Origin of the sequence: Microbulbifer taiwanensis, from assembly GCF_014904815.1 — a bacterium.
Classification (GTDB): domain Bacteria; phylum Pseudomonadota; class Gammaproteobacteria; order Pseudomonadales; family Cellvibrionaceae; genus Microbulbifer; species Microbulbifer taiwanensis.
Genome location: NZ_JACZFR010000035.1, coordinates 53,318 through 77,359, shown reverse-complemented (window position 1 = coordinate 77,359; position 24,042 = coordinate 53,318). Strand labels below are relative to the sequence as shown.

The following is a 24,042-nucleotide window of genomic DNA, read 5'->3' as shown; positions in this document are numbered from 1 at the left end:
GGCGAATTGCGGATCAGAGCACCCGCGCGGTGCCTCCGTCTCCCTCGCCTTCCGGCACCTTGGTGCCGGGCTTGCCGGTGTCCAGTGCCTTGTTGAATTTCTCGGTCAGCTCTTCGAGCTGTTTTGACAGGTTGGCAAGCGCGACCTGGTTGTCGTCGTCGCCTTCGCCATCGCTGCCGTCGCCACCCTCGCTGAACCTCTGGCCCAGGGCGTCCACCTTGTCCATCAGCGCCTGGAATTCCTTCTTGCTCACCGGGGCGGATTCATCCGCGCCGCCGTCGCCGCCTTCGGCGCCATCGCCGCCGTTTCCGTTGCTGGCGAACTTGTTTTCCATTTCGCCGATTTTGCTTTGCAGGCCTTCCAGAATTTCTTTCAGGCTGTTGAACTGTTTGTTGTCCATGGGTGTTTCACCTTTCGGTTTTGGTTCGTGGGAATCAGCGATCTTGCCGAATTGCTCCAGCAATCGACCCAGCAGCCCAGCGCCCTGTTCGAGTTCCAGGTCTCCAAGCTCTACCGGTTCGGCAAAGAAGTTTCCGGGCTGTTGCAGACGGCTGCTGAATTGCAGTTCTGTGGTACCGAGGCTGGCGGGGGAATCAGTCACGGCGAGGCCGGCGAGGTAGGCTTTGCCAGTATCGGCAAACTCCGGCTGTATTTCGATGCTGGTAAACAGCTTCTGACCGCGGTTGTTCATGTAGATCAAGTCATCGGTGGGCGCCAGCTTGGCGAACAGGCACATACGGCCCTTGCTGTCTTTCTCCGACTTCAGCTCCACCACCTTGCCCAGGTTACCGAATACGCGGATGTGCTCGTACCAGATGTTGGCCGTGTACTCATCCGGGGCGTAGCTCTCCGCCATGTCGGAAATATCCTGTGCGGAAATATTGCGGCCGTCGATGGTGGGGCCACTGGTGGCCACCTTGACCCAATCGGTGTAGAGCTTTCGCGCCATGCTGTTTGTCCCGGTCCGTTTTCTGGTTTCTGTAGCTGCTGTGAATTTTCGGTGGCCAGCTTTTGCCACCTCGACATCCGGCAGACTAAGTGCCGACACCGGGGGAGACAAACGCTTTAATTCCTGAAAATTCCTATTTTTCGGATCTAGGAATTTCTAGGAAAAACACCGCATAGAGACCGGCGCCGCCTTGCGTACACTGCGGCGCATGAGTGAAGACAAACAGAAAAAATCTGTCTATCCGGATGAAGTAAAAACGGCGGCCAAGCTGATGTGGCTGCGCCGGGTATCGGCGCGCGAAATCGCCGAGCAGCTGAACCTGAACAGTGTGCGGGTGGTGTACCAGTGGGCCGAGAAGGGCAACTGGGAAGAGATGCTGCAGCATGAAACGGTGGAGCAGGCCACAGCCCGCAAGCTGATTGCGCTAGTCGAAAAGGAAAACAAGACCGACGCCGACTACAAAGAGATAGACAAACTCAGCAATCTGCTGGACAAGCTGGCCGGTATCGACCTGAAGAAGGCGCGCGCGGCCAAGGAAAAGGCAGCGGCCAGCCGCGGCGAGCGCGGCGACGGCAAGAGTCGCAAGCGTAAGCCGAAAAACGATGTTAGCAATATCACGCCGGAGCGGCTGGAAGAGGTCCGCAAGGAACTGTTTTTCGACTACCAGCACCGCTGGTTTGAAAATCTATGTCAGCGAATCCGCTTTATCCTCAAGTCACGCCAGATCGGCGCGACCTACTACTTCGCCTGGGAGGCATTCGAGAATGCGGTAAACACCGGCGAGAACCAGATATTCCTGTCCGCCAGCCGTGCGCAGGCGGAGATATTCAAGGCCTATATCATCAAGTTCGCCCGCGAGTACTTCGACGTGGAGTTGAAGGGCGGCGAGTGCATTGAGCTTTCCAACGGCGCAGAACTGCGTTTCGTGTCCACCAACGGCCGCACCGCCCAGGGCTACCACGGCCACCTGTACGTGGATGAGGTGTTCTGGATCCCGGATTTCGAGCGCCTGAACAAGCTGGCCAGCGGCATGGCCTCGCAGAAGAAGTGGCGCAAGACCTACATTTCCACCCCGTCGGTCAAGAGCCACGGCGCCTACACCATGTGGAGCGGCGAGCGCTACAACGACAAGCGCAAGAACAAAGTGGAATTCGACCTGAGCCACGCCGCCCTGAAAGAGGGACAACTGGGGGCGGACCGCATCTGGCGCAATATCGTCACGGTGGTGGATGCCCAGGAACAGGGCTGCGATCTGTTCGATATCGACGAGCTGCGCGACGAGTACAGCGAAGCCGAATTCAACAACCTGTTTATGTGTGCGTTCCTGGAGGCGGGCCTGTCCGTCTTCAAGCTGGACGACCTGTTGGCGGCGGCGGTGGATTCCGATGTGGTGTGGGTGGATTTCAAGACGCGGCAGCAGCGTCCCTACGGCAACCACCCGGTGTGGATCGGCTACGACCCGTCGCGCACCGGCGACGGCGCCGCCATTGTTGTCATAGCGCCACCGCTGAAAGACGGCCAGCCGTTCCGCGTGCTGGAAAAAATCGTGATCCGCAACCGCGCCTGGCAGTGGCAGGCGAACCGCATCCGGGAATTGACCGAAAAATACAATGCTCAGTTTATCGGTATCGATTGCACCGGGCCCGGCAGCGGCGTGTTCGAGATGGTGCAGGACTTCTTCCCGCGCGTTACGCCGATCCACTACGGGCTGAATACGAAAACCAACCTGGTGCTGAAGGCGCAGGACGTGATCGAGAGCAAACGCATCGAGTGGGACGCGGAGCACACCGATATCCCGCAGGCGTTTTTGCAGATCCACCAGACCACCACCGGGAACGACCAGATCACCTACGCGGCCAACCGCACCAGCACCACCGGCCACGCGGACGTGGCCTGGGCGGTGATGCACGCGCTCAGCAACGAACCCCTGAACCGCAACCGGCGCGGGTCCACCTGGGCTTTCGCCGCTTAACGAGACTATCCGATGGGCAGACGCAAACGCAGACAAAAATTCCACGCGCAGCCGGCACAAACAGCACAGGCGGCGGCACCTACCGGCAGCAACAGCCCGTTGATGTTCAGATTCGGCGATCCGGATCCGGTGCTGGGCAACGACCTGTCCGACTACCTGGGCACCTTCCTGGAGCCGCACGGCGATTACTATGTGCCGCCCATCTCGCAGACCGGGCTTGTGAACCTGCTGGGGGCCAACGCACACCACGGCACCATCCCCTATTTCAAACGCAATATGCTGCGCAAGTGGTATCTGCCCAATGATGCGTTGAAGCCCGACGACCTGGCCAACGCCGGCTTCGATCACTCGGTTCTGGGGCACTGCTACTTCCAGGTGGTCTACAACCATTTCGGCCAGGTGCTGCGCCTGCAACACCTGCCGGCGCTGAATATGCGCAGAATGAAAGAAGCCGACCGCTACTGCATGTTGCGCCCCAACGGCAACAGCCCGGTGGAATTCGAGCCCGGCGAGGTGATCCAGCTGAAGGAGTACGACCCGAAACAGCAAATTTACGGCCGCCCCCAGTACCTGGGCGGCGTGCAATCGGTGCTTTTGAACGAAGACAGCACCCTGTTCCGCCGCCGCTACTACCGGAACGGCGCGCACATGGGCTACATCTTCTATACGGCGGATCCGAGCCTGAACCCGGAAGACGAAAAGCTGATCAAGGAAAAGGTGCAGCAGAGCAAGGGCGTGGGTAACTTCCGTTCGATGTATATCAATATCCCCAACGGCAAGGAAAAGTCCGTGCAGATCATCCCGGTGGGAGACATTGCCACCAAGGATGAATTCGAGCGGGTCAAAAATTTATCGCGCAATGACGTACTGGCGATGTGGCGAATTCAGCCGGCGCTGGCGGGGGTGATGCCGGAGAACAGCGGTGGGTTTGGTGATATCGAGAAGATCTCACGCGTCTACTACGAAAACGAGGTAATACCGATGCAGGACGTGTTCGCACCACTGAACGAGTATTTGCCGGCGGGGCGGAAGATCAAATTTATGCAGCCGCAGGACTTGACAGATGGATAACTATTACCCCTCAAGGCATACAAAAGTGATACAATTCCCCCTGGGACGCGGGGAGGAATCACAGATGCGCATCAAGTGCACCGAGTGTCACAGTAAGGCCATCATCAGCAGCCGCAACGAACTGGATCCGAAGGTTGCGGACCTGTACTGCATGTGTGCCAATCCCGAATGCGGCGCCAGCTTTGTGATGAAGCTGAGCTACAGCCACACACTGTCACCATCGAGAAGCCAGGCGCACAGTATGGCCGTCGAATTGTTGCGGGGCCTGCCGGCGGCGGAACAGCTGGACTTGCTGCAACAGGCGCGGGCGGCCGGGTAATCCGATCCAATAAACAAAAAGAAATGGGCGCACATGGCGCCCATTTTTATTGAGACACTACCCCTTGCACGGCATCCCGAATTTGATCCAGGACTAGAGAGCAACCAGCTTGCACCTCATGATTCAACTCTGTGACATCCCGTCCGGTCAGGGTAAATTGAATAAGCGCCGCCAGTTTGTCGGCTTCAGCCAGACGTTCCCTCTGTTCCAACGGCAGAGATTGCCGATCCCGTTTTGCCGCAGCTCCAGTAACCTCTACAAGCGGAGCATCAACGCCGCCCCTTTCTCTATTAGGCATACTTCCTGAACTCCTTCGCCAAATTAGATTTTTATTTCACAGAGCCCGATACCACGCCCGTAATTGTGTGACAAAGTTCCGGAATTTGGCCAGACCTAATTTGGGCGGAAATTGAGAAAATCTCAATTTTGACGGTAGGGAAAACTGCTCATTTCTCAATTTTTTGCAATTGATCATCTTTTGCCCTATTTTTCCTCGCCCTTGCCTGAGTTGAGCCGGTTTGCGAAGAGGTAACCGCACACACCGGGCAGGCTTGCGTGAAGCCATCGGGACGCGGCTACGAGAGGGGCGCCGGGACAGGAGCATCAAAGCCAAGGACCTGGCCGCCACGATGGGTGTCAGCCCTGAGGCTCTGTCGAGAATGGAACGGGGTCGCCAGACGATACCTGCTGAGCTGCTGGCGGACTGGTGCCGCCATCTGGATGTGCACCTGACGTTCAGCGCCGCCGGTATTGAGGAAACCCCAGAATCCCTGCCGCCCGACCACGCCCGCCTGTTCAACGACCTAGACCCAAAGCACCGGAAACTGGTTCTAGAACATCTGGAGCTGGTGGCTAGCTTGATTGGGGAGGGCAGCCCTGACCCTGACAAGGAATAACTTCCTAAAAATTAAGACTATTGCGCAACATAGTGTGCACGCCAGGACAGGACGTTAGGCGTCCTGTTCTCCGTCGACACACGCTCTTAGCATCACCGGGTTCATCAGGAACCCGATCTATGGATGATTTTAGAGTGCGCTTCGGCAGGCATGTGGCCGAACTCAGAAGAACAAGAAAACTGACCCAGGAGCAACTGGCCACCCGCACCGGGGTGGCCGAGCGCACCATTCGTCGTATTGAATTGGGGGAGAACGCACCTGGCTTTGACCTGCTGCCAAAGCTGGCAATGGCGCTGCGAGTGTCAGTGCGGGAGCTGTTTGATTTCTAGTAAGTCAACCGCGCCAGATATCGTCATCCTGTCGAAATTCGACCAGGGGGCGACCATTTGCGAGCCTTGCAACCACGTTATTCACCAGCGCCGCCGAGAATACCACTCCAACAGCGACCGCCATCCACAGCGGGTATTCGCCAGCAAGGTGTTTCCACAGACTGCCAACCAAAACAATGCCCAAAAGAACAGGTCCTGTAACCTGAACCGGAATCTCTCTCATAGTGCATTCTCCTCCGAATTTTGCCATTCACTATGCCTATGAGGCATATGCCTTGAACAAACAGACAACACCTAATGTGAACACAGCCAACGATACTGCCTTGGCAAGAAACTCTACAAATCTAGATTTCCAGAGCGCACTATAACTTTCAAATTGTTGCACTCCCCCTCCGCTTGTCCGGTAGAACTTTCTTTTCTCCAACCAAATGAAAACACCCAAAGATGCTGCTATTAAAACTATCCCCAGAACCATCACAGGCTTCTTCCTTTTCCTAATTTTCAATCAGATACTGTTAAAACAATACCGATAAATCATCAATGTCCGGCACCTCCAAAGCACTACAAATACTCATCCGATGTAGTCCATCCGGATTCACCCCACAGATTATCCGCCTTTTCTTTCAAAGATCGGATAACCAGATTTATTTCCACTAAATCATTCCCTGCATCTGCGATTTCATCTTCATCGCTTGACTCATGCTGAATCTTATTCAGCTTCTCTTTGCGATCTTCGCAGGCCTTGAAAATATTTATGAAATCATCCTTTGAAAGTGTGATTTCCATTGAGTCATTTCTAGGGATCATGCGGTTTTCTTCCATACCTTTTCGGCTTTCATACCCATTTGCTCCAACAACCCTTTGTATAGATCAACAGGCATATTTGATACGGGCGCGACACAAAAATGTCCTGGTTTGTCATTTACGAGTTTCAATCCCTGGGGAATCTGTGTCTGCGCTTTAAACTTCCAGATCCACCCTGTGAGCGTGGTGGCGTTCAACTCATCTTGTGTATAAAGACTCACTCCACGACCATTTGCGATGATAACCTTTACTCCATTCACTTCGGTTACATCAACCTCGCTGGGTCTAACCATGTGCATTCTCGGCCCGCTTCCGTTTCCAACACGAAAAACCTCTTCAGGCACAATATAGAATTCCTTATTTACCAGCATAAAGATTCCCTCTTTATTCAACGTTTTTATATCCGCGAACAGAACAGTCGCTAAGCGCAAAAGTTACACCAATCCGCAGTAGAAATCCCACGCCAAAGGTGACTCAAAGCACAGTTCTTTCAGGCCGCCTCAATCGTTATCCAAATCTTTTTGCCTAGTGTTTGCAGCGCATTTTCAACCTGCTCAATCTTAGAGCTGTGCAGGAAGTCCACCAACCGGTCTACCTGCGGCGGCTTTACGCCTAGCTTGCGCGCCAGGTCCGCCTTGCGCATACCCCGTTCCTGCATGGCGTTCCACAGCGCCACCTTTGCCACCACCAGCGCCGGCAGGTGTACCAGGTACTGGCCCTCGGTCGGTTCTGACGGCAGGGGGATCGGGCGGCGCTGGTCAACATATATAGATAGTGCGGTGATAATGCCGTCCCCGGCCTCGCGCAACGCCTCTTCAACGGTGTCGCCGACACTGTGCATTTCGGGCAGATCCGGGCAAAACACCAGGTGCGCGCCATCTGCCTCCACTACTGTTACCGGATAGTCGTACATACTTATGATCTCCTTTGGGCGGTACTCGATACAGCCACAACCAGGGCTCAGTCCTTGAGCCCCAGCTGCTTGATGATGGCCTTTCGCAGAGGTTCCGGCATTTCCTTGCTGCCGTGGTCTGGAAAGATGGTGGTCGTCCCGTTCAGCGTCACCTTGAAATGGCTGCCCTTGCCGGGCTCGAAGGTGGCGCCTTGGCGCTTCAACCACCGCCGAAACTCGCTGTATTTCATGCCCTCCCCTTGTTTCTTGATGTTGATTTAAGCTTACTCGGCAATTTGTTTTTTTGCAACATTTTTGTTGCTTTATTTGGGTTGAGTTGCCTACAGGTAAGCGAGGGGACTATCCTGCCTGCGCATACCTCGCCAATAGCCAATAAGAAGACACAGGGAGTACTCAATGGCACTGATCGACCGACTGCGCGAAGCCGTAGACACAGGGGAAGTAATAGAAGTGATCTACCATGGCGGTTCCAACCCCGGGACCAAACGCCGGATATCCCCCCGCAAGATCAATTGGGAAGCCGAAAAAGTGCAGGCCTACTGCCTGGAAACTGAAGCGGTAAAAACTTTTGCGCTAGCGAAAATGCAGCTGGCAACGGGGGCGGAGGCCGGTGTGGGACCGACGGACGAGGTGGTGCTGGAGCGGCACCTGGCGGAAGCTGCCGATATCCCGGATGCCATGGCGCCGTTTATGGACTGGTTCGAAGAACTCGGTTGGCATATCGAGCTGTATGAAGATGCTATTTCTCTGCACCGGCAGTTCAAGAACGGCAAGCCGCGCAAGAGCCAGGATGTAATGCTGTTGCGCTCCCCGGACAATACCCACCGCCCTTGGTATACCAATAGCATACAGATGCCAATGGCCAGCGCCCGCAAGCGGCTTGCAGACGCGGCGCTGATATTCCTCGAACAGGCGCAGCTCTGCGCTCCCAATCCAGTTCCGCTACCGGAATAACAAGAGGTAGCTGCAGCCGCCCTCTCTACACGCTCAGTGCTGCTGCGGCGCCACCAGCCATAATGCGGTCCAAGTCGGACAATAACCCTCGAAGATCCGGGCAAACTTGCTCCTCAGGCTGATCGTGCGGGGCAGAATCCATGGCCTCGTCGATCACCTCCTGGATAGCTTGTGCCGCTTGCCCAGCCCAGGCTTCCAGTGCGTCTGTATCAATCATCGGAGGTCTCCGGCTGTGCAGCTGCGAAGGAGAGCCCTGCAACCTCCAGCGCTTCACGATCCGCGGTAACGCGATAATCCAGTCCTTGAGCCAAAGGGGCAAAACCGTTAAAGGTGCCATCGGGTTTGGCTTTGATTCGGTCCCACTCGCCTTCACTATCCCGGTAAATAATCAACTTCGGCAGCGCACCCACCGATCTCACGATCTGGGCCAGCACCAATTCCACTCCATTGGTGACGGTCATGGTCGGATTTCCAGATTGATAGAGGTCGCGGATGCAAAGTACCGGCATGCCGTTGAACAAACAGATATCGAAGTCATAAACCGGGTTCCTATCTCTAAACATATCTTCCTGTCCTCCCCATTTTGAAAAGCAGATTGGCCCCATTTCCCTTGCCATGGAACGTGGGTCTTTCAATTCGTGGTGGCATTTAAGACAACGTGTCATATCGGCAGCGCCTCACAGTTCGCTAAGCATTTTCTGGTCGACCCAGTTGCGCAGCCGGTGCTGCGCATACTCAACGCCGTTATTCACGCCAGCCGCGTACCAGGGTTCCGCCGCCTGGATAAACTCCAGCGCGTCTTCCTCGCTGCGGACAAAGCCCGGCATTTTGTACTGCAGGGCGTAGCCGCGCGGGAACCAATACCAGGCGCCGTCTATCTTGATGGCGTAGCCGGCGCGCCACTTTTCCGGCCCGCCGCTGGATTCGATCAGTGTGGCCTTGCGATCGCTGATCTGGTTCAGCGCGTAGTCGATCTGGTCCAGGGTCAGGGCGTGGTCGATCTGGCGATACAGCGGTGTGAAATGGTCTGTGGTTTTCATGGTCTTTTTCCTTTTCGATATCGATTTACACCAAGCGAATATCGCCTCATCTCGTCTAAAGCGTTTAGGGCCTACACTCGGGCATGGCCCGGGAAATGAATTCACGCAGGCGACGTAGATGAGATCTGAGTGAACAGGATCAACCCTTAACTCAACGTCTCGATCGCAAACGTCGCAACCGGGAATCTCCACAATTACACCAAGGGGAATTTGATTTTCTTCCTTCACTGACTTGTCTCCATTGTTGCTAATGCGAATCCCCGACCATCGCGGACCAAGACGCCGGACCGCTGGAGATATTCGAAAACGGGCTTCACTACCTGGTTACCGCCGCGCACTTCCCGGTTGATCCGGCGCAGCACCGGGCGGCTGCCGAAGTCGCCCTGGCGGATGCGTTCGGCCAGTGCCCACTGCTCGGTATTGAGCGCGACGCTCTGAGCCAGCGTTTTGACCGGGTCAACGGCAGCGGCGGACTGTTCAGCGGCGGGCGCCGGCCGTTCAACGATCGGCTGACGCGTTTTAACGGTGGGCGCGGCCGTTGAAACGCTACTGAACGCCAGTAGGGCCACCAGACCCACCACATCGGCGACAACGGCGAGCGCCAGAAAGCCCCTGTGCTGTATCTCGGCGGCGTCGGCGTGGGTCAGGGTGGCCAAGCTGGCGAAAGTGGCCCCTGCACTGTCTGAGGCGGCCACGCGCACGGTTTTGAGCTGGGCCAGTACTGCACTGCGCTGTTGCTCCAGCTTCTCCAGCTGTTCAATCGTTTCGATGGCCCGTTTCCGGTAGCCGTTTGCGGCGTCGGTGGCGATGACGCTGTTCAGCGTGTCGATCTGCTGTTGCACGCTGGCAAGCTGCTGTTGCAGCGTGCGGTACTCCAGGCTGCCACGGGCGTTCAGCTCCCGCTGCTGCGTTGTGCGGCTCTCCAGGAAACCGACGGTAGCGGCAATGCTGATCACGACGAGCAGGGGCCACAGCGCCAGCAGCGCGTAGCCCACCGCCCTGCCCTGGGCGCGCAGCCACAGCCCGAAGGGTGCAAAGCTGAACTTGCATAGCTCCAGGGCGGTGGCGGTGAGCCCCGCTACCAGTTGGCCACCGACGCCGCCGGGAATGGAGATCCACAGGCCGACGGTAAAGACCAGGCTGGTGCCGCAGAAAATCAGTGCGGCGAGGCCGGTTACATAGCGCCAGAATTTCACCGGTCTTCCTCCTCGCTCTTATCCTGCTCTCGAAGAACTTCCAGTTCAGCCGGCGACGTGATCTCACTGGGAACAATGGCAATTCCTAATTCCCTGGGAAATTGGGTGGCCTCGAAATACATTTTCCTGCCGATAAAAACTTTATCGATTTCAGTCGCTCGAGAGAGTATCTGCAGCAGATTCTCAGCATCTTTCATGCTGTCCAGTTTGTATTCTGTATGATTGATGGTGGCGATAATCATCGTTTGTCTCCCAAAGAAATTGATAACGGCTAGTTGTTTATCGGGCGGTAGGTCTGCCCGGCTTTTACAAATAGATAAACATCATCGAGGCGGTAATCATCCCCATTGCCGAGGACGCGGTAGGCGTCCGTGGTGTTGGTAATGGTGACCGGAAACGGCAACTGCGGCGGATTCTGGTAGAAGTATTTGGAGTCTTCGCGGATGGCCGCGTACAGTTGAGTACTCACGATTCCTTTTCCTCCGCTGCTTTTTCAGGTCTTTGGCTCACGCCGCAAAACGGGCAGTAGTTGTGCGTCATCGGTATCAACGGCTTTTTCTTCTGGCCCTCCAGCTCAACCTCCAGGTTTGTGACCGTCCTGGTGGTGAAGGTCGATCCGCTAAGAACAAAGCCCAGTTCCTTCATGCGCGCGCCCTTTACCGGCTTTTTGAAATCGCCAGATTCCTTAATCTTTTGGGTTACGCGTTGTTCAATTTCGCTAATACAGTCGCAGTTCATCATGTCCCCTCTCGTTCCTAGTGAATTGTCCACGGGGTTTCGGTATTTCTTCTTTCCCCCTGTTGGGCCAGCGCCATGTGAAAAACGCTTTCGCCAAACCTTGAGAGCAGCAGATCCAATTCAGCAATTTCGTTTAGCGTCTCTCGGGATGTGTCGCCAGCCCTAACCCGACACAGAAGGTCCCTTTTTCGAGAGATGGCCTTGCTCAGCCGTTTTTCTAGATTCGGTGATATGGCGATCGCTGCGCTAAGCATTGGCGGCGCCCTCCAGTTCGCTGTTTAGTGCCCGCAGCTGCGTCGCGCGCTCTTCGTGTGCCAGGAAGATTTCCTGCGCGGCGCGCAGCTCGCGCACTGCCTCTTCCTTGTCAACCGTGGTGGTCGCCGGGCAGGCGATACGCTCGCGGCACAGGGCCAGTGCCAGGCGGATTTGCCGGGCCTGGGCTACATCCAATACAAAAACGTCTTTACGCATCTGGTGTCCCTCCAGTGGTGAAAATTCCCGTGGGCGTTGCCCGCGGTTGGTGTAGGCGGCCTCGCGGGCGAGACAGCCGAAAATCAGTTCGTCGCGCACTACGCCGTCCCAGCTGCTGGCCGCACTCACGGCCGCGTTGTTGAGCCAGGCGTGGTAGACCTGGGCCTCGGTGACGGTGTAGAAGAGCCGCAGCGCGCGCTGGTTCATGCCCCGGCAACCTCCCGGCGCATCTCGTTGACCTGCTCTCGCAGTTGGTTCAGCCGGCCGCGCATGTCGGTGCGGGTGTGGTCGTGTTGCTTGCCCAACCACTCCAGCACCTCGCCGCGGGTGCGGTTGGTGATCAGGTACCAAGCCAGGCAGTTGCGGCGGTGGTCTTCGCTGCTGCTGTCCGCTGGCTCCGCGATCAGCGTCGGCAGGCGGTCTATGCCCAGGCTGGCGAGTGCTGCACTGGTCATCGCGCGGTCTCCTCGCAGGGTGAAAAATGCTTTTCGGGGGTGGACTGTTCGAAAACCCGTGACAGCCGTGACAAGGCGCCGAAAGAAATGCCGACCCCAGCGTTTATGCGGGCTGCGGCGGTGTTGGGTTGTCTTATTTTTTTTGTGACAACCTGTGACAGGGAATTGGCGGGAGTCTCTGAAAGCCACGTGACCGCTAGCTTTCCGGCAATTTCCGCCTGTCTTATTTTTCGTGACAAGCCTGTGACTTTGCACAAGGTGGTTGTCACGGGTTGTCTTGCTCTTGTCTTGGATTTGTCACTACTGTTCATGTGCTTTAACTCTTTGTTTTAATTGCTTTTTATTAGTTAATTTATGCTTGTCACTCTCTGTCACGTGTTTTGTGTGGGTACCACCCCTGCAGGGTTTCCCCTGCTTTCAGGCCAAAAAAACACCGATTCGAGCTTCAACGCTCAGCCCCGCCGTGTTTACGAAAGGTCCAGCACCAGAGCCTGCCGCCCTGCTCGCGCTTCGACCGGACCTGCTTGTATTCCACGAACGGGTACCGCTGGCTGGTGGGCAGCAGCTGCTTCAGCTCCGACGCAGGCACCAGCTCCTGACCGCGCTTACGGCAGTGCTCCATGTATTCGTTGAGGTTGATGGCGATGAGAGCCGGGTCGATGCTGTGGTTCAGACGCTCGGTGTTGACGTTGCGCTCGCCGTCTTCGTCGTCGATGTACAGCACCTGATCGTTGATGAAGTGGTAGGTATCCCAGAACTGCTCCACGATCGGGTGATCGCTGTTCAGGCGGCGCTGGCGGTCGCGAGCGCGCTCTACCAGGTGCGCCTGCACCTGCTGCAGCAGTTCTCCGCCGAAGTCCGGCAGCAGCACCTGCAGGGCGTCCACCGCGGCCATCAGCTGGGCGTGGAAGTCGATCACGCGGCCCTGGGTGATGTTGTCCTCGGCGCTGAGGGTTTCACGATGGCGGTCATAGGCGGTGAAGAAGCGGGCCAGCCATTCGCTCTCGCAGGTGAGCGCACGGTGCAGATAGCCGGCCAACTTCTCTACCGGCTCGCGCTTCAGGCGGTCGGCCAGCGGGCGGTTTTCCGGGCGCTTGTGGGCGGTGGTGCAGTGCAGGTGCACGATCCGCGAGAGCATGGCGGGCGAGGCCTGGACGGTGGCGTTCTGGCTGATTACCAGGGTGCCGCGGAAGATGCGATCGTGGGTTTTGTTGTCGTTGGTCTTGACCCCGCGCGAGTCGATCACGCCGTCCAGGTCGGTGACCTTTTTGAAGATGTCCCACTCGAAAGATTTGCCCGGGCGGCCGCCGGTACCGCCGTTGGTATCGCGGTCGCTCTCGATCACCACCACGGGTAGGTTGCTGACCTTGCCCAGCTGGCGGCCATAGCTGGCCACAGAGGTGCTGAGTAGATCCACGCCTTCATAGTTGTCGCGGCCCAGCAGCTTCCACACAAAGCGGATCAGTGTGGACTTGCCGGCGTCCGGATCGCCGGTGACCTCCAGGAAGTGGAACGCTTGGTGCCGTTCTTTAATCTGCCGCGCGAACAGGCTGGCGGTGAAGTAGGCCAGCGTGGCGATGCCATTGAGGTGGAACACCTTGGTGAAGTCCGGCCACCAGCTGCTGTCGAACTTTTCGCTGTGATGCACCGGCATATCCTCGAGCGTGGTCTTGATGGCGGTGTCACCCACCTGCAGGAAGCCATGTTCGTTGGAGGTCAGCAGCTTGCCCTGGGAGTAGCCAAAGCCCGGAAAGATGTACGCGCGAGATTGTTCGTCGTAGCCCATGTGCGGCAGCGTGGTGACTCGCGTAACTTCCGCATCCAACCAGCGTGCCTTGAGCAGTTTCAAATCCCCGGCACCACCTTCGAAGCTGCCGCCATCGGTATGGGTGAGAAGGGCTAGGCCGAAGGCACGGGGATCGGAAAGGGCGTTGGGGGAGAAGGCACCCAGGTAGCCGCGGCTACTGCCAGCCTTTTTGATATTGAAGAAGTAACGGCGCTCGCCGGTGAGACGGTCGATCTCTGTGTACTGGAAGCTCGGCACACAGTTGGAGATCTCCTCCACTTTGGCGGCCTGGTTGAAGGCATCCCAGCAGAAACCCCATTTGAACGGTTCGTGGTCGTTGGCCTTGTTGAATTCTTCCAGGGAGAACTTGGCCGAGTAGAGCCGGTCGCCGTGCTCGATGACCGACTTGCCGAATGGCTTGCGGCCGTAGATGGCATAGGCTTTCTTCTTCGCCGTCTCGGCAATAAAGATCCGCCCGCGCCAGACGCACTGCTCTATGGTTTTGTCATTCAGCTGCCCGTCGCGGTAGAGGTCGTCCCAGTCCCGGCTGCTGCCGGTGAGGGCGATTTCTACCGTCTCGCCCAGTTTCTTCAGTTCCTTGAAATACTTTTCCACGTGCTTGCGCGCGCCGGGCTCGTCGTCGTAGGCCAGGTGCCAGATGATGCCCTGCCCCTTGTTGGCCTCGATGAGTTCGCGCGGGAGATTCGAGCAAGTGAAGGCGCTCACGGCTTTGTAGCCGGCCAGGTGCTTGGCGATGCAGTGGAAAATGCCTTCAACGATGAAGACCTTTTCCATCGGCTTGATTTCCTGCCCGGGTGGCTCCCAGTGCTTGCCGGCGTATCCACCCTTGAAGTTCGCCTTCTGCCCAGCCTTCTCGACGTGCGCCTTGTCGATGATGCGTTCCCAGTGGTTCTTGCCGGTGCCAAACAGCGGGAAGCGCACGGTCTCAGCCCAGGTGCCATCCGGCAGCTTGAAAAATCCCTGCTCGAACCAGTCTTCGATATCCGCCGTGGGGAATCCGCGCTGCACGGATAGGTAGGCCCTGGCGGTGGCCTTGGGGTCATCGTTGGTGGATGGGAACCGCTTGGACAGGCTTTCAAAGGCTTCCGGGTAGCGGTCTCTGATCCGCTCCTGGTAGCCACACTTGGTTTCGCGGTTGCAGCGCAACACCACCGGCTTTTCCGCGCTGATCCATGCGGTTTTCTGCTCGCAATCCGGGCAGTGTCCGCGGTAGACGTTGGTTTGGGTGTTGAGTTCGAGCCCCAGAGTCCTGTCCCCCTCCAGGGCCTCGATCACCGCTTTGTTGATCTGGGTGTAATCCATGGAGGCTCCGGTCTACAGGACGACGACGTTGTTTGCTTGTGATATGCAGCGCTGCACCAGTTCGGAGACATCCACCAAGGAGAGGCGGCCAATGGTCTTTCCCGGCAGGTTCCCACGTTCGATCTGGACCTTTACCTGCCGCTCCCGCAGTCCGGATGCCTTGGCAAAGGCGTCTTTGGTCATTACCGGGCAGGGCGCCAGCTCCAATTCCCGCCAGGTCAGAAGGGCTACGTTCACTAGGGAGAGTCGGCCAATGCTGAATACCGGCAGGTGCCCGCGCTCGATCTGGCCACGGACCTGGCCTTCGCGCAGGCCGGACACCTCGGCAAATCGCTCGCGGGTCATAACTGGGCTGGGGAGGAGTACCGGAGGAACCTGCCGGATAGCAGTTGCGGCGCTCTGACTAGGTGGCTGGGTCATTGTTGTTTTGCTCCGTGTTGATAGTGGTCTAAGCGTGGAATGAATAATATTTATCTATTGATGAACACGTCAATATATTTTTAGCCTTCCGAAGATATTTATTGTTCATTGATGGGCTTATATGGCCATTTTTTATCCATTTAGGGGCAACTTTTATCTGTCAGAGTTGCTATTGTTATGCCCTCGCGTGTATAAACGCGGGCGAACGTGCGGTGGGCGCAGGGTCGCGCCCAAGCTGATTAAAAAAGGAACAAAAAAGAGAATGAAGCTAAGAGCTGGACAGCGCATGAAGGCCGTGCGCGAACTGATGGGGCTGACCAGGAACGAGTTCGGCGAGCTGGTGGGAATCGATTGGGTGCGGTTGCGAAACGTCGAGCAGCTGAACGCCAAAATGGGCGAGGATGAGTTCGCCAAGATCGGCCAGATGTTCCCCGAGCTGATGCCCTGGCTGACATATGAGGGCGATATCGTCATGGAAGATCTGAAAAGCAGCCAAGAGAAGCTATGCCGATTGATAGCCGCGAAGATCGAGGCCGGTCAGATCCCGCCGGGGTTTTACCTGGAAGAAAAGCTGAAGTAGTCGGTCGCCTGCGAGGGAATGTGAATGGCTATCAGGAAAGTAAAGTCCGGATGGGAAGCAGATGTCAGGCCCGAAGGCGTTGGCGGCCCGCGCCTGAGGCGAATTTTCCGCAAAAAGCGGGAGGCTGAACAGTTTGAGATCGACCAGAAAGCGCTGGGCAACCAGGGCGACTGGAAACCTCCGGTAAAGGACAAGCGCAGGCTGGAGGACCTGGTTGAGGATTGGTACAACCTCCATGGTCACACCCTCAAAGACGGAAAAAAGAGGAAAGGCAAGCTGGAGGCCATTTGCAAACGGCTGGGCAATCCAGTGGCCCGTACCTTCACCGGTGAAGATTTTCTGCGTTATCGTAATCAGAGGTTGGAAGAAAAACAGGAAAAGCGGGATAAGCTGATTTCACCCAACAACGTCAACCACGAACACGCTTACCTGTCAGCCGTATTTGGCACCCTGATAAAGCTCCGGAACTGGAAGCTGGACAATCCCCTGAAGAACGTGCCGAAGATCCGCCTGGATGAGCAGGAACTGGTGTATCTGGAGCTGTCGGAGATGCGCGCGCTGCTGGAAGAGCTGGAGAGGTCTCGCAATCCTGATGTATTGCTGATCGCCCGTCTTTGCCTAGCCACCGGCGCTCGCTGGGGTGAGGCGGAGAACTTGCGGGCCGAGCAAGTCCGCCAGGGGAAAGTGCACTACATTAAAACGAAGAACAGCAAGGCGCGGGCGGTCCCAATTAGTTCTGAGCTGGAAGAAGACCTGCGCCGGGGGCGCCCCCGAATCGGGCGCCTCTTCCAGGGCACTAGCCACCAGGCCTTCAGGGGAGCAATAGAGCGGCTGGGCATTCACCTACCCGACGGCCAGATGACCCACGTACTTCGCCACACATTCGCCAGCCACTATGTGATGGATGACGGCAATATCCTGAAGCTCAAAGACATCCTGGGGCACAAGACCTTGGCCATGACCATCCGGTACGCCAAACTGGCTCCCAAGCACTTGGCAGACGCGACCACTAAGAATCCGCTGGCCCAACTGGACCGTCCACAATCCGTCCATCAAAACGAGCAGAAAGAGGGCGAAACGTGCGCAAGGAAGGCCGTAAGCCATTGATTTGTGGTCAAAAAGGTCTTAACGTGTCGCTTTCTGAGGGATTGAAAATCCCCGTGTCGGTGGTTCGATTCCGCCTCTGGGCACCATATTCTGAAAGCCCCGGCACTGCCGGGGTTTTTTATTTCTTCCGAAATCCCACCTGCAGTCCTGAGAAGCGGTCAAACTGATTCAGCCTCGGACTCTCTCCGCACATCTGCAAAACTGACACAGTCTTTGAGAATTGCCCGATAGCAATCAAGTGACCAGTTAAAGTTATCGACGACTGCCGCCTGTTCTTCCGCAGAGAATGATTGGAGCAGCTGGGCAGCGCTCTCTACGTGATCGATATCTTCTTCTATGTGAATTTTCAAAAAGTTTGCGCAGCGATCTCCGTGTGCAGCAGATACCTCTTCAAAAATCCCGGGACCGTAATCTCTCGCCAGAAGCTCTAGCATCAGAACGTACCCCAAAAATGGCCTGTCACCTTGATGACGAATAATTTCATACTGCTGCCAATAAAACTTCCGGGTACTGAGATGCTCACCATGTAGAGCAATATCACCGCCAAGGCGCTTAAGGTCTGAAAGCGCAATGCGCTCATGCCCATGCTCCTCTTCTCTATGCTCCCGGTATCTTTCGGCGGCACCTTTATCTTTCGTATAGAATCCGCAAAATTCCAGCAATCTGGTGGAGTGACTCGTGTAATAATATGTCTGTGCCAACCAGGCCTCATAAAAATTCGAGCTCTCCCAGGGCAACCCACTTAGGAATTCCTCTAGGACATTAAGCGATAGCTTCTTCATTGTCTCCATAGGATACTTTTTCCTCTCCGATCAATATTCTTGCTTCTTTAACTTGATTGAGTATTGATGATGGAGCCCGCAATATAGCGGACCTGACAGCATCTGGTGAAAATTTGAAAAATGTTGCGCCCACATTGTAAACAGGTATGTATTTCCTGACTTCCACTCCATCAACTGCACGACATAATTTGTCGACTCCCCTACTGTCATTGGTGAGACTAAGCATTCTGTCAAAACCAATTCGTAACGCCATTGCGCTTCCTGCAATTATCAACGCGTAGAGCAAATCCCCCCCACGATAAGGGAAATCCACCGTGGCATTATTTATGATAAATCCGCGGCGCGGTTTATCTGCCAAGGCATCTAGCAGGGATTCCTCGGGGATAAATTGGAACCAGCTATCCTTGAAGCTGGATGGGGAAGCCAAATTGATTGAGCGGAATGCAAGCAGCGCCGCACAGTGTCCAGATTCGAATGCCCCCACCCAGAAACTCTGGCGAGTAAAATCGTCTGAGTACACAACCTTATTCGGCAGATCGAATTGATTCCTAAAAGCATCTGTCCATACGCGGTGCCATGTATCAAATGCCGACTCATGATATTCAAGTGCCCCTGTTTCAACGCAACTACCTGAAAAACTACAAATTCCATACTTTTATATTCTTAACGACTTACCCGGTAAGCGTTAACCGCCACTTACCTGACGCCAATTGATAATATTGAGCTCCAATGAATAAGAGCCGCAAGCGAAATGTACTCGAATCAATACCAAGAATGCCTCTCCGGCAACTAGCGGAATACGTTATTGTTGTTGCGTCATTACCTCTGAAAATACCAAAGCTATCTATTTTCTCAGCGATCAAACCTGACTTTTTCGCCTCTGCATCCTTTCTGCTCAACCTCGATAACCAAACCGTAGGAATGCTGAAGCAAACCTAACAAACGGAAATAATCAGGTAGTTGCTAAGAGTAATCTGCTTGTAGTACAAATAAAACGATATGTGACACATATCACAAAACTGGCGCAAGTCAGATCCTTTCCGATTTTCGCTCAAAGTCACCAAACGGCAAAAAATCTATGCGGCCGAATACCCAATTACTCAAAGCTGTATGGGAAGATAACCGGCAGAACCTCAGTGCAAGTAGGGTGGAACTAAACCGGCTTGAAATTGACAAGCTGATTTCTTCCGTATTCAGCAACGGGCCCTGTTACTTTTACGTTCTCGACACTAGCGGCGCGCGAATGAAACTGGACCTGGTTAGCCCGAGCATCAGGGAAATCCACGGGCTGGATCCCTATACGGTTACATTCCCCGATATTCTCGACCAGGTACACCCGGACGACATGGACTTTGTGTCGAAAGCCGAAGCCAAGGCTTTCGAGTTATTGATGGGTCAGGTGGCACCGGATAACCGAAAAAAGTATAAGGTTTCATACTGTTTCCGCTTCAAGACAGCCGATGGCTCCTATCAACTGTTCAATCATCAGGCGATCATGCTTACGACGAATAAAGAGGGTCTCCAATCTAAAGCCTTGAATATCCACACCAATATTAGCCACCTGACAGACAAGAACAACTACCGGCTTTCCATCATTGGTATGCTCGGAGAACCTTCTTTCCTGAATATCAGTGTCATGGATGAGAACCGACTTCCCCCGGCAACCAAGCCAATGTTCAGCAAACGGGAAATGGATGTGGTCAGATTGATGTCGCAGGGTCTTACCAGTGCAGAAATTGCCGACCAGCTGTGCATTGCTATCAATACTGTCAAGAACCACCGCAAAAGCATTCTGCAAAAATCAGACTGCAAAAATAGCGGGCAGCTGGTCGCAAAATGTATTACCGAGGGATTGCTGTAAGATTCATGCGGATCTTCCGACAGAATAGCCCCTTGGGGCTATTGCCCGCGGGGCAAAACAGAGGCATTTTTATCGGGAGTCTTCGAATCCCCGAAACAATTCGAAGCTCAGCGGAACAGGGAAGTCCCGCTTACTAACCTGTCTGTGGGAATTGGCGTTTGGCGAATGATTCGCCATAACGGGATAGGTAGATTTTTGTGGCTGTCTATCGGGGAAACCCCACCGACATCGGCTCCGCAATGGACCTGGCCACCGCCTCCCCATACAGGCAATTGGCGAGCTGCAATGCAAAGTCCATCGCAGTACCCGGTGCCTGGCTGGTGACCAGCTTGCGATCGATCACCACCCTATCGTCACTTGCCTCCCTGACCTGGCCGCCCAGCTCCTCGCGGAAACCGCCGTGGCAGGTAGCGCGATAAGCTGATATCAGTCCACGCCGGCCCAATACCACCGCCGGCGACGCACAGATGGCGCCCAGCCAGCGGCCGGAATCCAGTTGACTGGTAATCAGCTTGATCAGTAGCTCGCAGTCATGCAGGTGCTCTGCCCCTGGCATGCCGCCGGGCAGGGCGATAAGATCCCACGGAACATCGGCGCACTCCTCGAGCAGGCAATCAGCCTCAATGACCAGGCCGCGGGAGGCGGTGATACGCGGGCTCGGCATCACCGAGGCCAGGGTGACCTCGGCCTTTGCGCGGCGCAGCACATCGACGATGGTAACGGCTTCGATTTCCTCGGAACCGTCGGCTATCGGAACCAGTACTCTCGCCATCGGCATCTCCTCGCAGAAATCCGTTATCCGTTCTTTTTAGCCTAGAGCCACACGGACCAGAAGAGGCGTATCACATTGGCGCCGAAGCTGTAGCTCGGCTCCTCACCCGGGTTGATATCGGTATCATCTCCGTGCACCGTTACATCGCGGAAGTTGTCGTAGTCGAAGAGTATATGGTCCCAGTAGAGGTTGACCGTGTTCTTGCGGTCGAACAGGGACCAGCGGTCCGGCAGCACATAGGAGACGCCGACACCGAAGGCGACGCTGCTGAAATCGCTCAGTTCCTTGTCCCGCGCGCGGAAGTTGGTCGCGTTCAGGTAGGGGAAGAGATCGCTGTAGAAATCGGCACCTGTCTGCTGGTAGAAGCGCAGCTTGCCCTCGAAAATCCACTGGTCCTTTTCCTCCAGCGGGTGGGTGTAGCGGAATTCGATATTGTCGGCGACTATGCCCCAGCTGTCGGCGTAGTGGCGGTATTCGCCCTTCAGCGCCGCCCTATAGGGCAGGCGGTATTTGGTGCGGATCGCCACGGCGTCGCTGTTGCGGGTGGTCGGGTAGAGCTCCGGCTGGTAGCTGAAGCCGCTGCCGGAGGCCGGGTCCAGGTAGCGCACGCTGCGATAGGGATTGTTGAGGAAACCCTCATCGGCAACCGTCTCCACGCTCAGCTCGGCGATCAGCTTGGTGGTCAGTATCTGGTTCCAACTGAGGGAGTAACGGCGGTGTTCCGCCTGGGCGGCGAAGTTGTCGTCGCCATTGCGGAACACATCGTCGTTACCCATGCTGACACGCAGGTCCAGGGTACTGAGATCGCCGAAGAAAGCCTGGCTGACAGCGAAGGAAACCGTCTCCGCTTCGTAATCGTTCTCGGCGCTGTTGGTGTAGCCGAGGCTGAGGGTGGTCTTGTCCACCAGGTAGTCGGCGCCCAGGGAGTATTCGTCGCGCTGTTCGGAGTAGCGACTGGCCGTGGCCTCCACATCGATGGAGGCACCGGAAATCATGTCCACGTAATAGTTGGCGGAAAGCGACAGGTTGCTGCCGACATTCTTGCGCACCAGCACTGAAGGGCCGTCGATGGTGACACCGCCGCCGCTGTAGGAGTGGTACATGGTGTCGGCGCGCTCTTCCGGCAACACAGCGGCAAGAGCGGCCAGCGGTGTCAGAAGCAGCAGGGCGCCGGCGCAGCGGCGCAGGGTGTTAGTTACAGCCACAACCGCCTCCGCTTCCGCCCTCGGCGCCGCGGGCCGCCTCGCGGGCCTCGTAGACGTGGTTCATATAGCCGGCCGCAACCGGATCCCGCTCGAAACCCATGATCGGGTCGGCCAGGTAGTGGCGCTCGTAGGGCGCGACCCAGGGTGTCGCGGTGCAGCCGGTAACGCAGAGTGCTGCGCAGAGCAGGATCAGTGCGCGGGTCATATCTTACTCCCGGATCAGTTCCTTGATGATTTTCTTGTAGGCGGCCTCGTCGCCGTCGCGGTAGCCGCGATGGATCTGGCGCACATTGCCGTCGCGGTCGATAAATACCGAGCTGGGCATGGCGTCTATGCCGTACTTCTTGCTCACTTCACCGCTGCTGTCGAACAGTATCGGGAAGTCCACTGGGATCTTGCCCAGCATTTTTTCCGCGTCGGCGCGCTCGGAATCGACGTTCACACCCCAGACCTGGAAGCCGGCGGCCTCGTAGCGCGCGTGCAGCTCGTCCAGCAGCGGCATTTCCTTGCGGCAGGGGCCGCACCAGGAAGCCCAGAAGTTCAGCATGATCACGTCACCGCGCTGTTCCGCCAGGCGCAGATTGGCGCCCTTGTTGGAGGCGAGGGAGAAATCGAACGAGGGCTCTGCGGCCAGGGCAAATTGTGAGGACAGAATCAAAGCCAGACCGGCTAACAGACGAAACATCGCAATTATCCTTTTATTGTTCATCAGAAAAAGAAGGAGACACCCAGCTGTGCGGACAGGTTATTGGTGCGCTGGACCTCGCCGAAAATCTCGTGCTCGAAAACGTGATCGCGGAAGTCCAGGCGCAGCGCCAGCCAGTCGTTGGCAAGCACGCGCGCGCCAACCCCGAAGTTGTAGGTAAAGTGCTCCTCGTCGGCGAAGGAGGTGTTGCCGACGCCACCGATCAGGTAGAGGCTGCTGTTCAGGGCAAAGTCGTCAAAGATAAAGTATTCACCGGGGAACAGGTTCCAACCCAGGGACAGGTTGTAATAACTCAGTTCGCGCTGTTCGTCGGTCAGCAGCGGCGCCGAGCCGCTCAGGCGCTCGAAGCTGGACTCGCCCAGTTCCGTCTCGCCATAGGCGGCCTCCATAAACACATCTTCGTTGATGTGGTAGGCCAACGCACCGCCGTAGAGTGAGTTGGAACCGAAATCCTCCACATTGATCACGCCGCCGAAAGTCGTGAACTCGATATTCTCACTATCGATCTGCGCCTCGCGGATTTCGCGCCGCTCCAGGTCCGGGGAAATGATGTCTCCAAGCACATCGTCGCCCTGCGCCGAAGCGCCGGCGGCAAACAAGAGGGCGGCTACTGTTAAAGGTAAACGTCGAATCCGAGCTTCCACTCGACTATCTCCTGGTTTTCTTCCCGCGAGGTGAGCAGGTAATGGTTGGCGTACTCCGCGCGCAGGGCAAAGCGGCGGGACAAATAGGTTTTCACCCCCAGGCCGGTCAGCATGGCGGTATCGCGGCGATCCTCGGTGGCGACTATGGTGGCGTTGGGGGTCGTGATATTGATGCCGGTACCGAGCATAAAGTAGGGCGACAGCTTCCAGCGCGGGAACGGCTGGTGCAGCACCGCCACCTGGTAGGTCTGGCTATCGGAGAAATCGCCGACAGCCTGGGTCGCGCGCAGCTCGGCGGACAGGTTGGCGGTAAAGCGGTAGCCGAGAGTCGCGCCCATGGAACTGGCGCCGGCAAAGTCGCCGTAGGAAAAACCCAGGTGGAAATGCTGCGAATCCACATCGCTGAAATCCGGCAGCGGCACCCGCACCAGCTCGCCGTCCTCGCCGTAGACTTCCTGCAGGTCGACGATGCGCACCCAGCCGCTCTTGTCCCGGTGCGCATACACCTTGACCCAGTCGGTACGGCGCTTCAGCAGCCACAGCTTTTCCCCGTACTCGGCCACATGAAAGATCGGGTAGCCGCGCCCGGGGCCCGTATAAATATTCACATAGGGGCTGCCGACGGTTATCAGCTCCGCGTCCTCCGGCAGGTTTTCCGGCGGCTCGGGGGACAGTGCCGCAGTGCCGCTGCTGACCAGCAGCAGCACAAGGGCACAGAACGAATAAATACAGGAACGAAAACTAAACAT

At 56.4% G+C, this 24,042-nt stretch carries 35 protein-coding genes; 9 read left to right on the top strand and 26 right to left on the bottom strand.

Annotated elements, in window-relative coordinates; genetic code table 11:
• Positions 1-13: 13 nt before the first annotated feature.
• Positions 14-949, bottom strand: coding sequence for a GPO family capsid scaffolding protein (locus tag IG627_RS13440; RefSeq protein ID WP_193192882.1), 936 nt, complete (start codon positions 947-949; stop codon positions 14-16).
• A gap of 208 nt (positions 950-1,157) precedes the next feature.
• Here IG627_RS13440 and IG627_RS13435 point away from each other — a divergent pair, with 208 nt between their 5' ends.
• The 3 genes from IG627_RS13435 (at position 1,158) to IG627_RS13425 (ending at position 4,311) form a co-directional block, all read left to right on the top strand.
• Positions 1,158-2,921: a terminase large subunit domain-containing protein gene (locus IG627_RS13435; RefSeq protein ID WP_193192881.1), complete on the top strand. Its 1,764-nt coding sequence runs from the start codon at positions 1,158-1,160 to the stop codon at positions 2,919-2,921.
• A gap of 12 nt (positions 2,922-2,933) precedes the next feature.
• Positions 2,934-3,992, top strand: coding sequence for a phage portal protein (locus IG627_RS13430; protein ID WP_193192880.1), 1,059 nt, complete (start codon positions 2,934-2,936; stop codon positions 3,990-3,992).
• Positions 3,993-4,056: 64 nt separating this feature from the next.
• Complete coding sequence (locus IG627_RS13425) at positions 4,057-4,311, top strand: ogr/Delta-like zinc finger family protein (RefSeq protein ID WP_193192879.1); 255 nt, start codon at positions 4,057-4,059, stop codon at positions 4,309-4,311.
• Between the two features lie 46 nt (positions 4,312-4,357).
• Here the strand turns inward: IG627_RS13425 and IG627_RS13420 are convergent, their stop codons facing one another.
• Complete coding sequence (locus tag IG627_RS13420; RefSeq protein WP_193192878.1) at positions 4,358-4,609, bottom strand: hypothetical protein; 252 nt, start codon at positions 4,607-4,609, stop codon at positions 4,358-4,360.
• Positions 4,610-4,862: 253 nt separating this feature from the next.
• On the opposite strand from IG627_RS13420, the gene IG627_RS13415 reads away from it, so the two are divergent.
• Together IG627_RS13415 and IG627_RS13410 are read left to right on the top strand one after the other, a co-directional pair.
• Positions 4,863-5,207, top strand: coding sequence for a helix-turn-helix domain-containing protein (locus IG627_RS13415; RefSeq protein ID WP_193192877.1), 345 nt, complete (start codon positions 4,863-4,865; stop codon positions 5,205-5,207).
• A gap of 119 nt (positions 5,208-5,326) precedes the next feature.
• The gene (locus IG627_RS13410) at positions 5,327-5,536 is read left to right on the top strand and encodes a helix-turn-helix domain-containing protein (protein WP_193192876.1); all 210 of its coding nucleotides are present in this window, start codon (positions 5,327-5,329) and stop codon (positions 5,534-5,536) included.
• A gap of 4 nt (positions 5,537-5,540) precedes the next feature.
• Here IG627_RS13410 and IG627_RS13405 read toward each other — a convergent pair whose 3' ends face one another.
• From IG627_RS13405 to IG627_RS13385, 5 genes are all read right to left on the bottom strand, one after another.
• On the bottom strand, positions 5,541-5,759 hold the full coding sequence (locus IG627_RS13405) for a hypothetical protein (protein WP_193192875.1): 219 nt from the start codon (positions 5,757-5,759) through the stop codon (positions 5,541-5,543).
• A 338-nt stretch (positions 5,760-6,097) separates the two neighbouring features.
• Positions 6,098-6,358 carry a hypothetical protein gene (locus IG627_RS13400; RefSeq protein WP_193192874.1) on the bottom strand — a complete coding sequence of 87 codons (261 nt, stop codon included), beginning with the start codon at positions 6,356-6,358 and terminating at the stop codon, positions 6,098-6,100.
• Positions 6,340-6,711 carry a Tse2 family ADP-ribosyltransferase toxin gene (locus IG627_RS13395; RefSeq protein ID WP_226865101.1) on the bottom strand — a complete coding sequence of 124 codons (372 nt, stop codon included), beginning with the start codon at positions 6,709-6,711 and terminating at the stop codon, positions 6,340-6,342. The genes IG627_RS13400 and IG627_RS13395 overlap by 19 nt, the downstream gene beginning before the upstream one ends.
• A gap of 119 nt (positions 6,712-6,830) precedes the next feature.
• Entirely contained in the window at positions 6,831-7,253 is a 423-nt protein-coding gene (locus IG627_RS13390) for a type II toxin-antitoxin system HicB family antitoxin (protein WP_193192873.1), read from the bottom strand.
• Between the two features lie 47 nt (positions 7,254-7,300).
• Positions 7,301-7,483, bottom strand: coding sequence for a type II toxin-antitoxin system HicA family toxin (locus IG627_RS13385; RefSeq protein ID WP_193192872.1), 183 nt, complete (start codon positions 7,481-7,483; stop codon positions 7,301-7,303).
• A 166-nt stretch (positions 7,484-7,649) separates the two neighbouring features.
• Here IG627_RS13385 and IG627_RS13380 point away from each other — a divergent pair, with 166 nt between their 5' ends.
• Positions 7,650-8,207, top strand: coding sequence for a WYL domain-containing protein (locus IG627_RS13380; protein WP_193192871.1), 558 nt, complete (start codon positions 7,650-7,652; stop codon positions 8,205-8,207).
• A 25-nt stretch (positions 8,208-8,232) separates the two neighbouring features.
• Here the strand turns inward: IG627_RS13380 and IG627_RS13375 are convergent, their stop codons facing one another.
• The 11 genes from IG627_RS13375 to IG627_RS20900 form a co-directional block, all read right to left on the bottom strand.
• Positions 8,233-8,424, bottom strand: coding sequence for a hypothetical protein (locus IG627_RS13375; protein WP_193192870.1), 192 nt, complete (start codon positions 8,422-8,424; stop codon positions 8,233-8,235).
• Complete coding sequence (locus IG627_RS13370) at positions 8,417-8,872, bottom strand: DUF6011 domain-containing protein (RefSeq protein WP_226865099.1); 456 nt, start codon at positions 8,870-8,872, stop codon at positions 8,417-8,419. The genes IG627_RS13375 and IG627_RS13370 overlap by 8 nt, the downstream gene beginning before the upstream one ends.
• Before the next feature lie 12 nt (positions 8,873-8,884).
• Positions 8,885-9,247: a hypothetical protein gene (locus tag IG627_RS13365; protein ID WP_193192868.1), complete on the bottom strand. Its 363-nt coding sequence runs from the start codon at positions 9,245-9,247 to the stop codon at positions 8,885-8,887.
• 224 nt (positions 9,248-9,471) lie between these two features.
• Complete coding sequence (locus tag IG627_RS13360; RefSeq protein WP_193192867.1) at positions 9,472-10,443, bottom strand: hypothetical protein; 972 nt, start codon at positions 10,441-10,443, stop codon at positions 9,472-9,474.
• Positions 10,440-10,685, bottom strand: a complete 246-nt coding sequence (locus tag IG627_RS13355; protein ID WP_193192866.1) for a hypothetical protein — start codon at positions 10,683-10,685, stop codon at positions 10,440-10,442. Before IG627_RS13355 ends, IG627_RS13360 begins: the two co-directional genes overlap by 4 nt.
• 29 nt (positions 10,686-10,714) lie before the next feature.
• Positions 10,715-10,912 (bottom strand): hypothetical protein, encoded by a 198-nt coding sequence (locus tag IG627_RS13350; RefSeq protein WP_193192865.1) that lies wholly within the window; start codon positions 10,910-10,912, stop codon positions 10,715-10,717.
• Positions 10,909-11,181, bottom strand: coding sequence for a hypothetical protein (locus tag IG627_RS13345; RefSeq protein ID WP_226865097.1), 273 nt, complete (start codon positions 11,179-11,181; stop codon positions 10,909-10,911). Before IG627_RS13345 ends, IG627_RS13350 begins: the two co-directional genes overlap by 4 nt.
• Before the next feature lie 246 nt (positions 11,182-11,427).
• The gene (locus IG627_RS13340; RefSeq protein ID WP_193192863.1) at positions 11,428-11,859 is read right to left on the bottom strand and encodes a hypothetical protein; all 432 of its coding nucleotides are present in this window, start codon (positions 11,857-11,859) and stop codon (positions 11,428-11,430) included.
• Entirely contained in the window at positions 11,856-12,107 is a 252-nt protein-coding gene (locus IG627_RS13335) for a hypothetical protein (RefSeq protein WP_193192862.1), read from the bottom strand. Before IG627_RS13335 ends, IG627_RS13340 begins: the two co-directional genes overlap by 4 nt.
• Before the next feature lie 445 nt (positions 12,108-12,552).
• Entirely contained in the window at positions 12,553-15,216 is a 2,664-nt protein-coding gene (locus tag IG627_RS13330) for a toprim domain-containing protein (RefSeq protein WP_193192861.1), read from the bottom strand.
• Positions 15,217-15,228: 12 nt separating this feature from the next.
• Positions 15,229-15,561, bottom strand: a complete 333-nt coding sequence (locus IG627_RS20900) for a hypothetical protein (RefSeq protein ID WP_226865095.1) — start codon at positions 15,559-15,561, stop codon at positions 15,229-15,231.
• A 337-nt stretch (positions 15,562-15,898) separates the two neighbouring features.
• Here IG627_RS20900 and IG627_RS13320 point away from each other — a divergent pair, with 337 nt between their 5' ends.
• Together IG627_RS13320 and IG627_RS13315 are read left to right on the top strand one after the other, a co-directional pair.
• Positions 15,899-16,216: a helix-turn-helix domain-containing protein gene (locus tag IG627_RS13320; protein WP_193192860.1), complete on the top strand. Its 318-nt coding sequence runs from the start codon at positions 15,899-15,901 to the stop codon at positions 16,214-16,216.
• Between the two features lie 24 nt (positions 16,217-16,240).
• Positions 16,241-17,323: a phage integrase gene (locus tag IG627_RS13315; RefSeq protein ID WP_193192859.1), complete on the top strand. Its 1,083-nt coding sequence runs from the start codon at positions 16,241-16,243 to the stop codon at positions 17,321-17,323.
• Between the two features lie 158 nt (positions 17,324-17,481).
• Here IG627_RS13315 and IG627_RS13310 read toward each other — a convergent pair whose 3' ends face one another.
• Both IG627_RS13310 and IG627_RS13305 read right to left on the bottom strand, forming a co-directional pair.
• Positions 17,482-18,114, bottom strand: coding sequence for an iron-containing redox enzyme family protein (locus IG627_RS13310; protein ID WP_226865093.1), 633 nt, complete (start codon positions 18,112-18,114; stop codon positions 17,482-17,484).
• Complete coding sequence (locus IG627_RS13305) at positions 18,086-18,625, bottom strand: hypothetical protein (RefSeq protein ID WP_193192857.1); 540 nt, start codon at positions 18,623-18,625, stop codon at positions 18,086-18,088. The genes IG627_RS13310 and IG627_RS13305 overlap by 29 nt, the downstream gene beginning before the upstream one ends.
• A 723-nt stretch (positions 18,626-19,348) precedes the next feature.
• Here IG627_RS13305 and IG627_RS13300 point away from each other — a divergent pair.
• Entirely contained in the window at positions 19,349-19,966 is a 618-nt protein-coding gene (locus IG627_RS13300; RefSeq protein ID WP_193192856.1) for a LuxR C-terminal-related transcriptional regulator, read from the top strand.
• A 205-nt stretch (positions 19,967-20,171) separates the two neighbouring features.
• Here IG627_RS13300 and IG627_RS13295 read toward each other — a convergent pair whose 3' ends face one another.
• From IG627_RS13295 to IG627_RS13270, 6 genes are read right to left on the bottom strand one after another with little or no spacing between them, the layout of a single operon-like run.
• Positions 20,172-20,738 (bottom strand): DJ-1 family glyoxalase III, encoded by a 567-nt coding sequence (locus IG627_RS13295; RefSeq protein WP_193192855.1) that lies wholly within the window; start codon positions 20,736-20,738, stop codon positions 20,172-20,174.
• A 41-nt stretch (positions 20,739-20,779) separates the two neighbouring features.
• On the bottom strand, positions 20,780-21,943 hold the full coding sequence (locus IG627_RS13290) for a DUF3570 domain-containing protein (RefSeq protein WP_319024571.1): 1,164 nt from the start codon (positions 21,941-21,943) through the stop codon (positions 20,780-20,782).
• Entirely contained in the window at positions 21,930-22,148 is a 219-nt protein-coding gene (locus IG627_RS13285) for a DUF4266 domain-containing protein (RefSeq protein ID WP_193192854.1), read from the bottom strand. The genes IG627_RS13290 and IG627_RS13285 overlap by 14 nt, the downstream gene beginning before the upstream one ends.
• A 3-nt stretch (positions 22,149-22,151) precedes the next feature.
• Positions 22,152-22,628 carry a TlpA disulfide reductase family protein gene (locus IG627_RS13280; protein ID WP_193192853.1) on the bottom strand — a complete coding sequence of 159 codons (477 nt, stop codon included), beginning with the start codon at positions 22,626-22,628 and terminating at the stop codon, positions 22,152-22,154.
• Positions 22,629-22,651: 23 nt separating this feature from the next.
• Positions 22,652-23,293, bottom strand: a complete 642-nt coding sequence (locus IG627_RS13275; RefSeq protein ID WP_193192852.1) for an outer membrane beta-barrel domain-containing protein — start codon at positions 23,291-23,293, stop codon at positions 22,652-22,654.
• Complete coding sequence (locus IG627_RS13270) at positions 23,263-24,042, bottom strand: outer membrane beta-barrel protein (RefSeq protein ID WP_193192851.1); 780 nt, start codon at positions 24,040-24,042, stop codon at positions 23,263-23,265. Before IG627_RS13270 ends, IG627_RS13275 begins: the two co-directional genes overlap by 31 nt.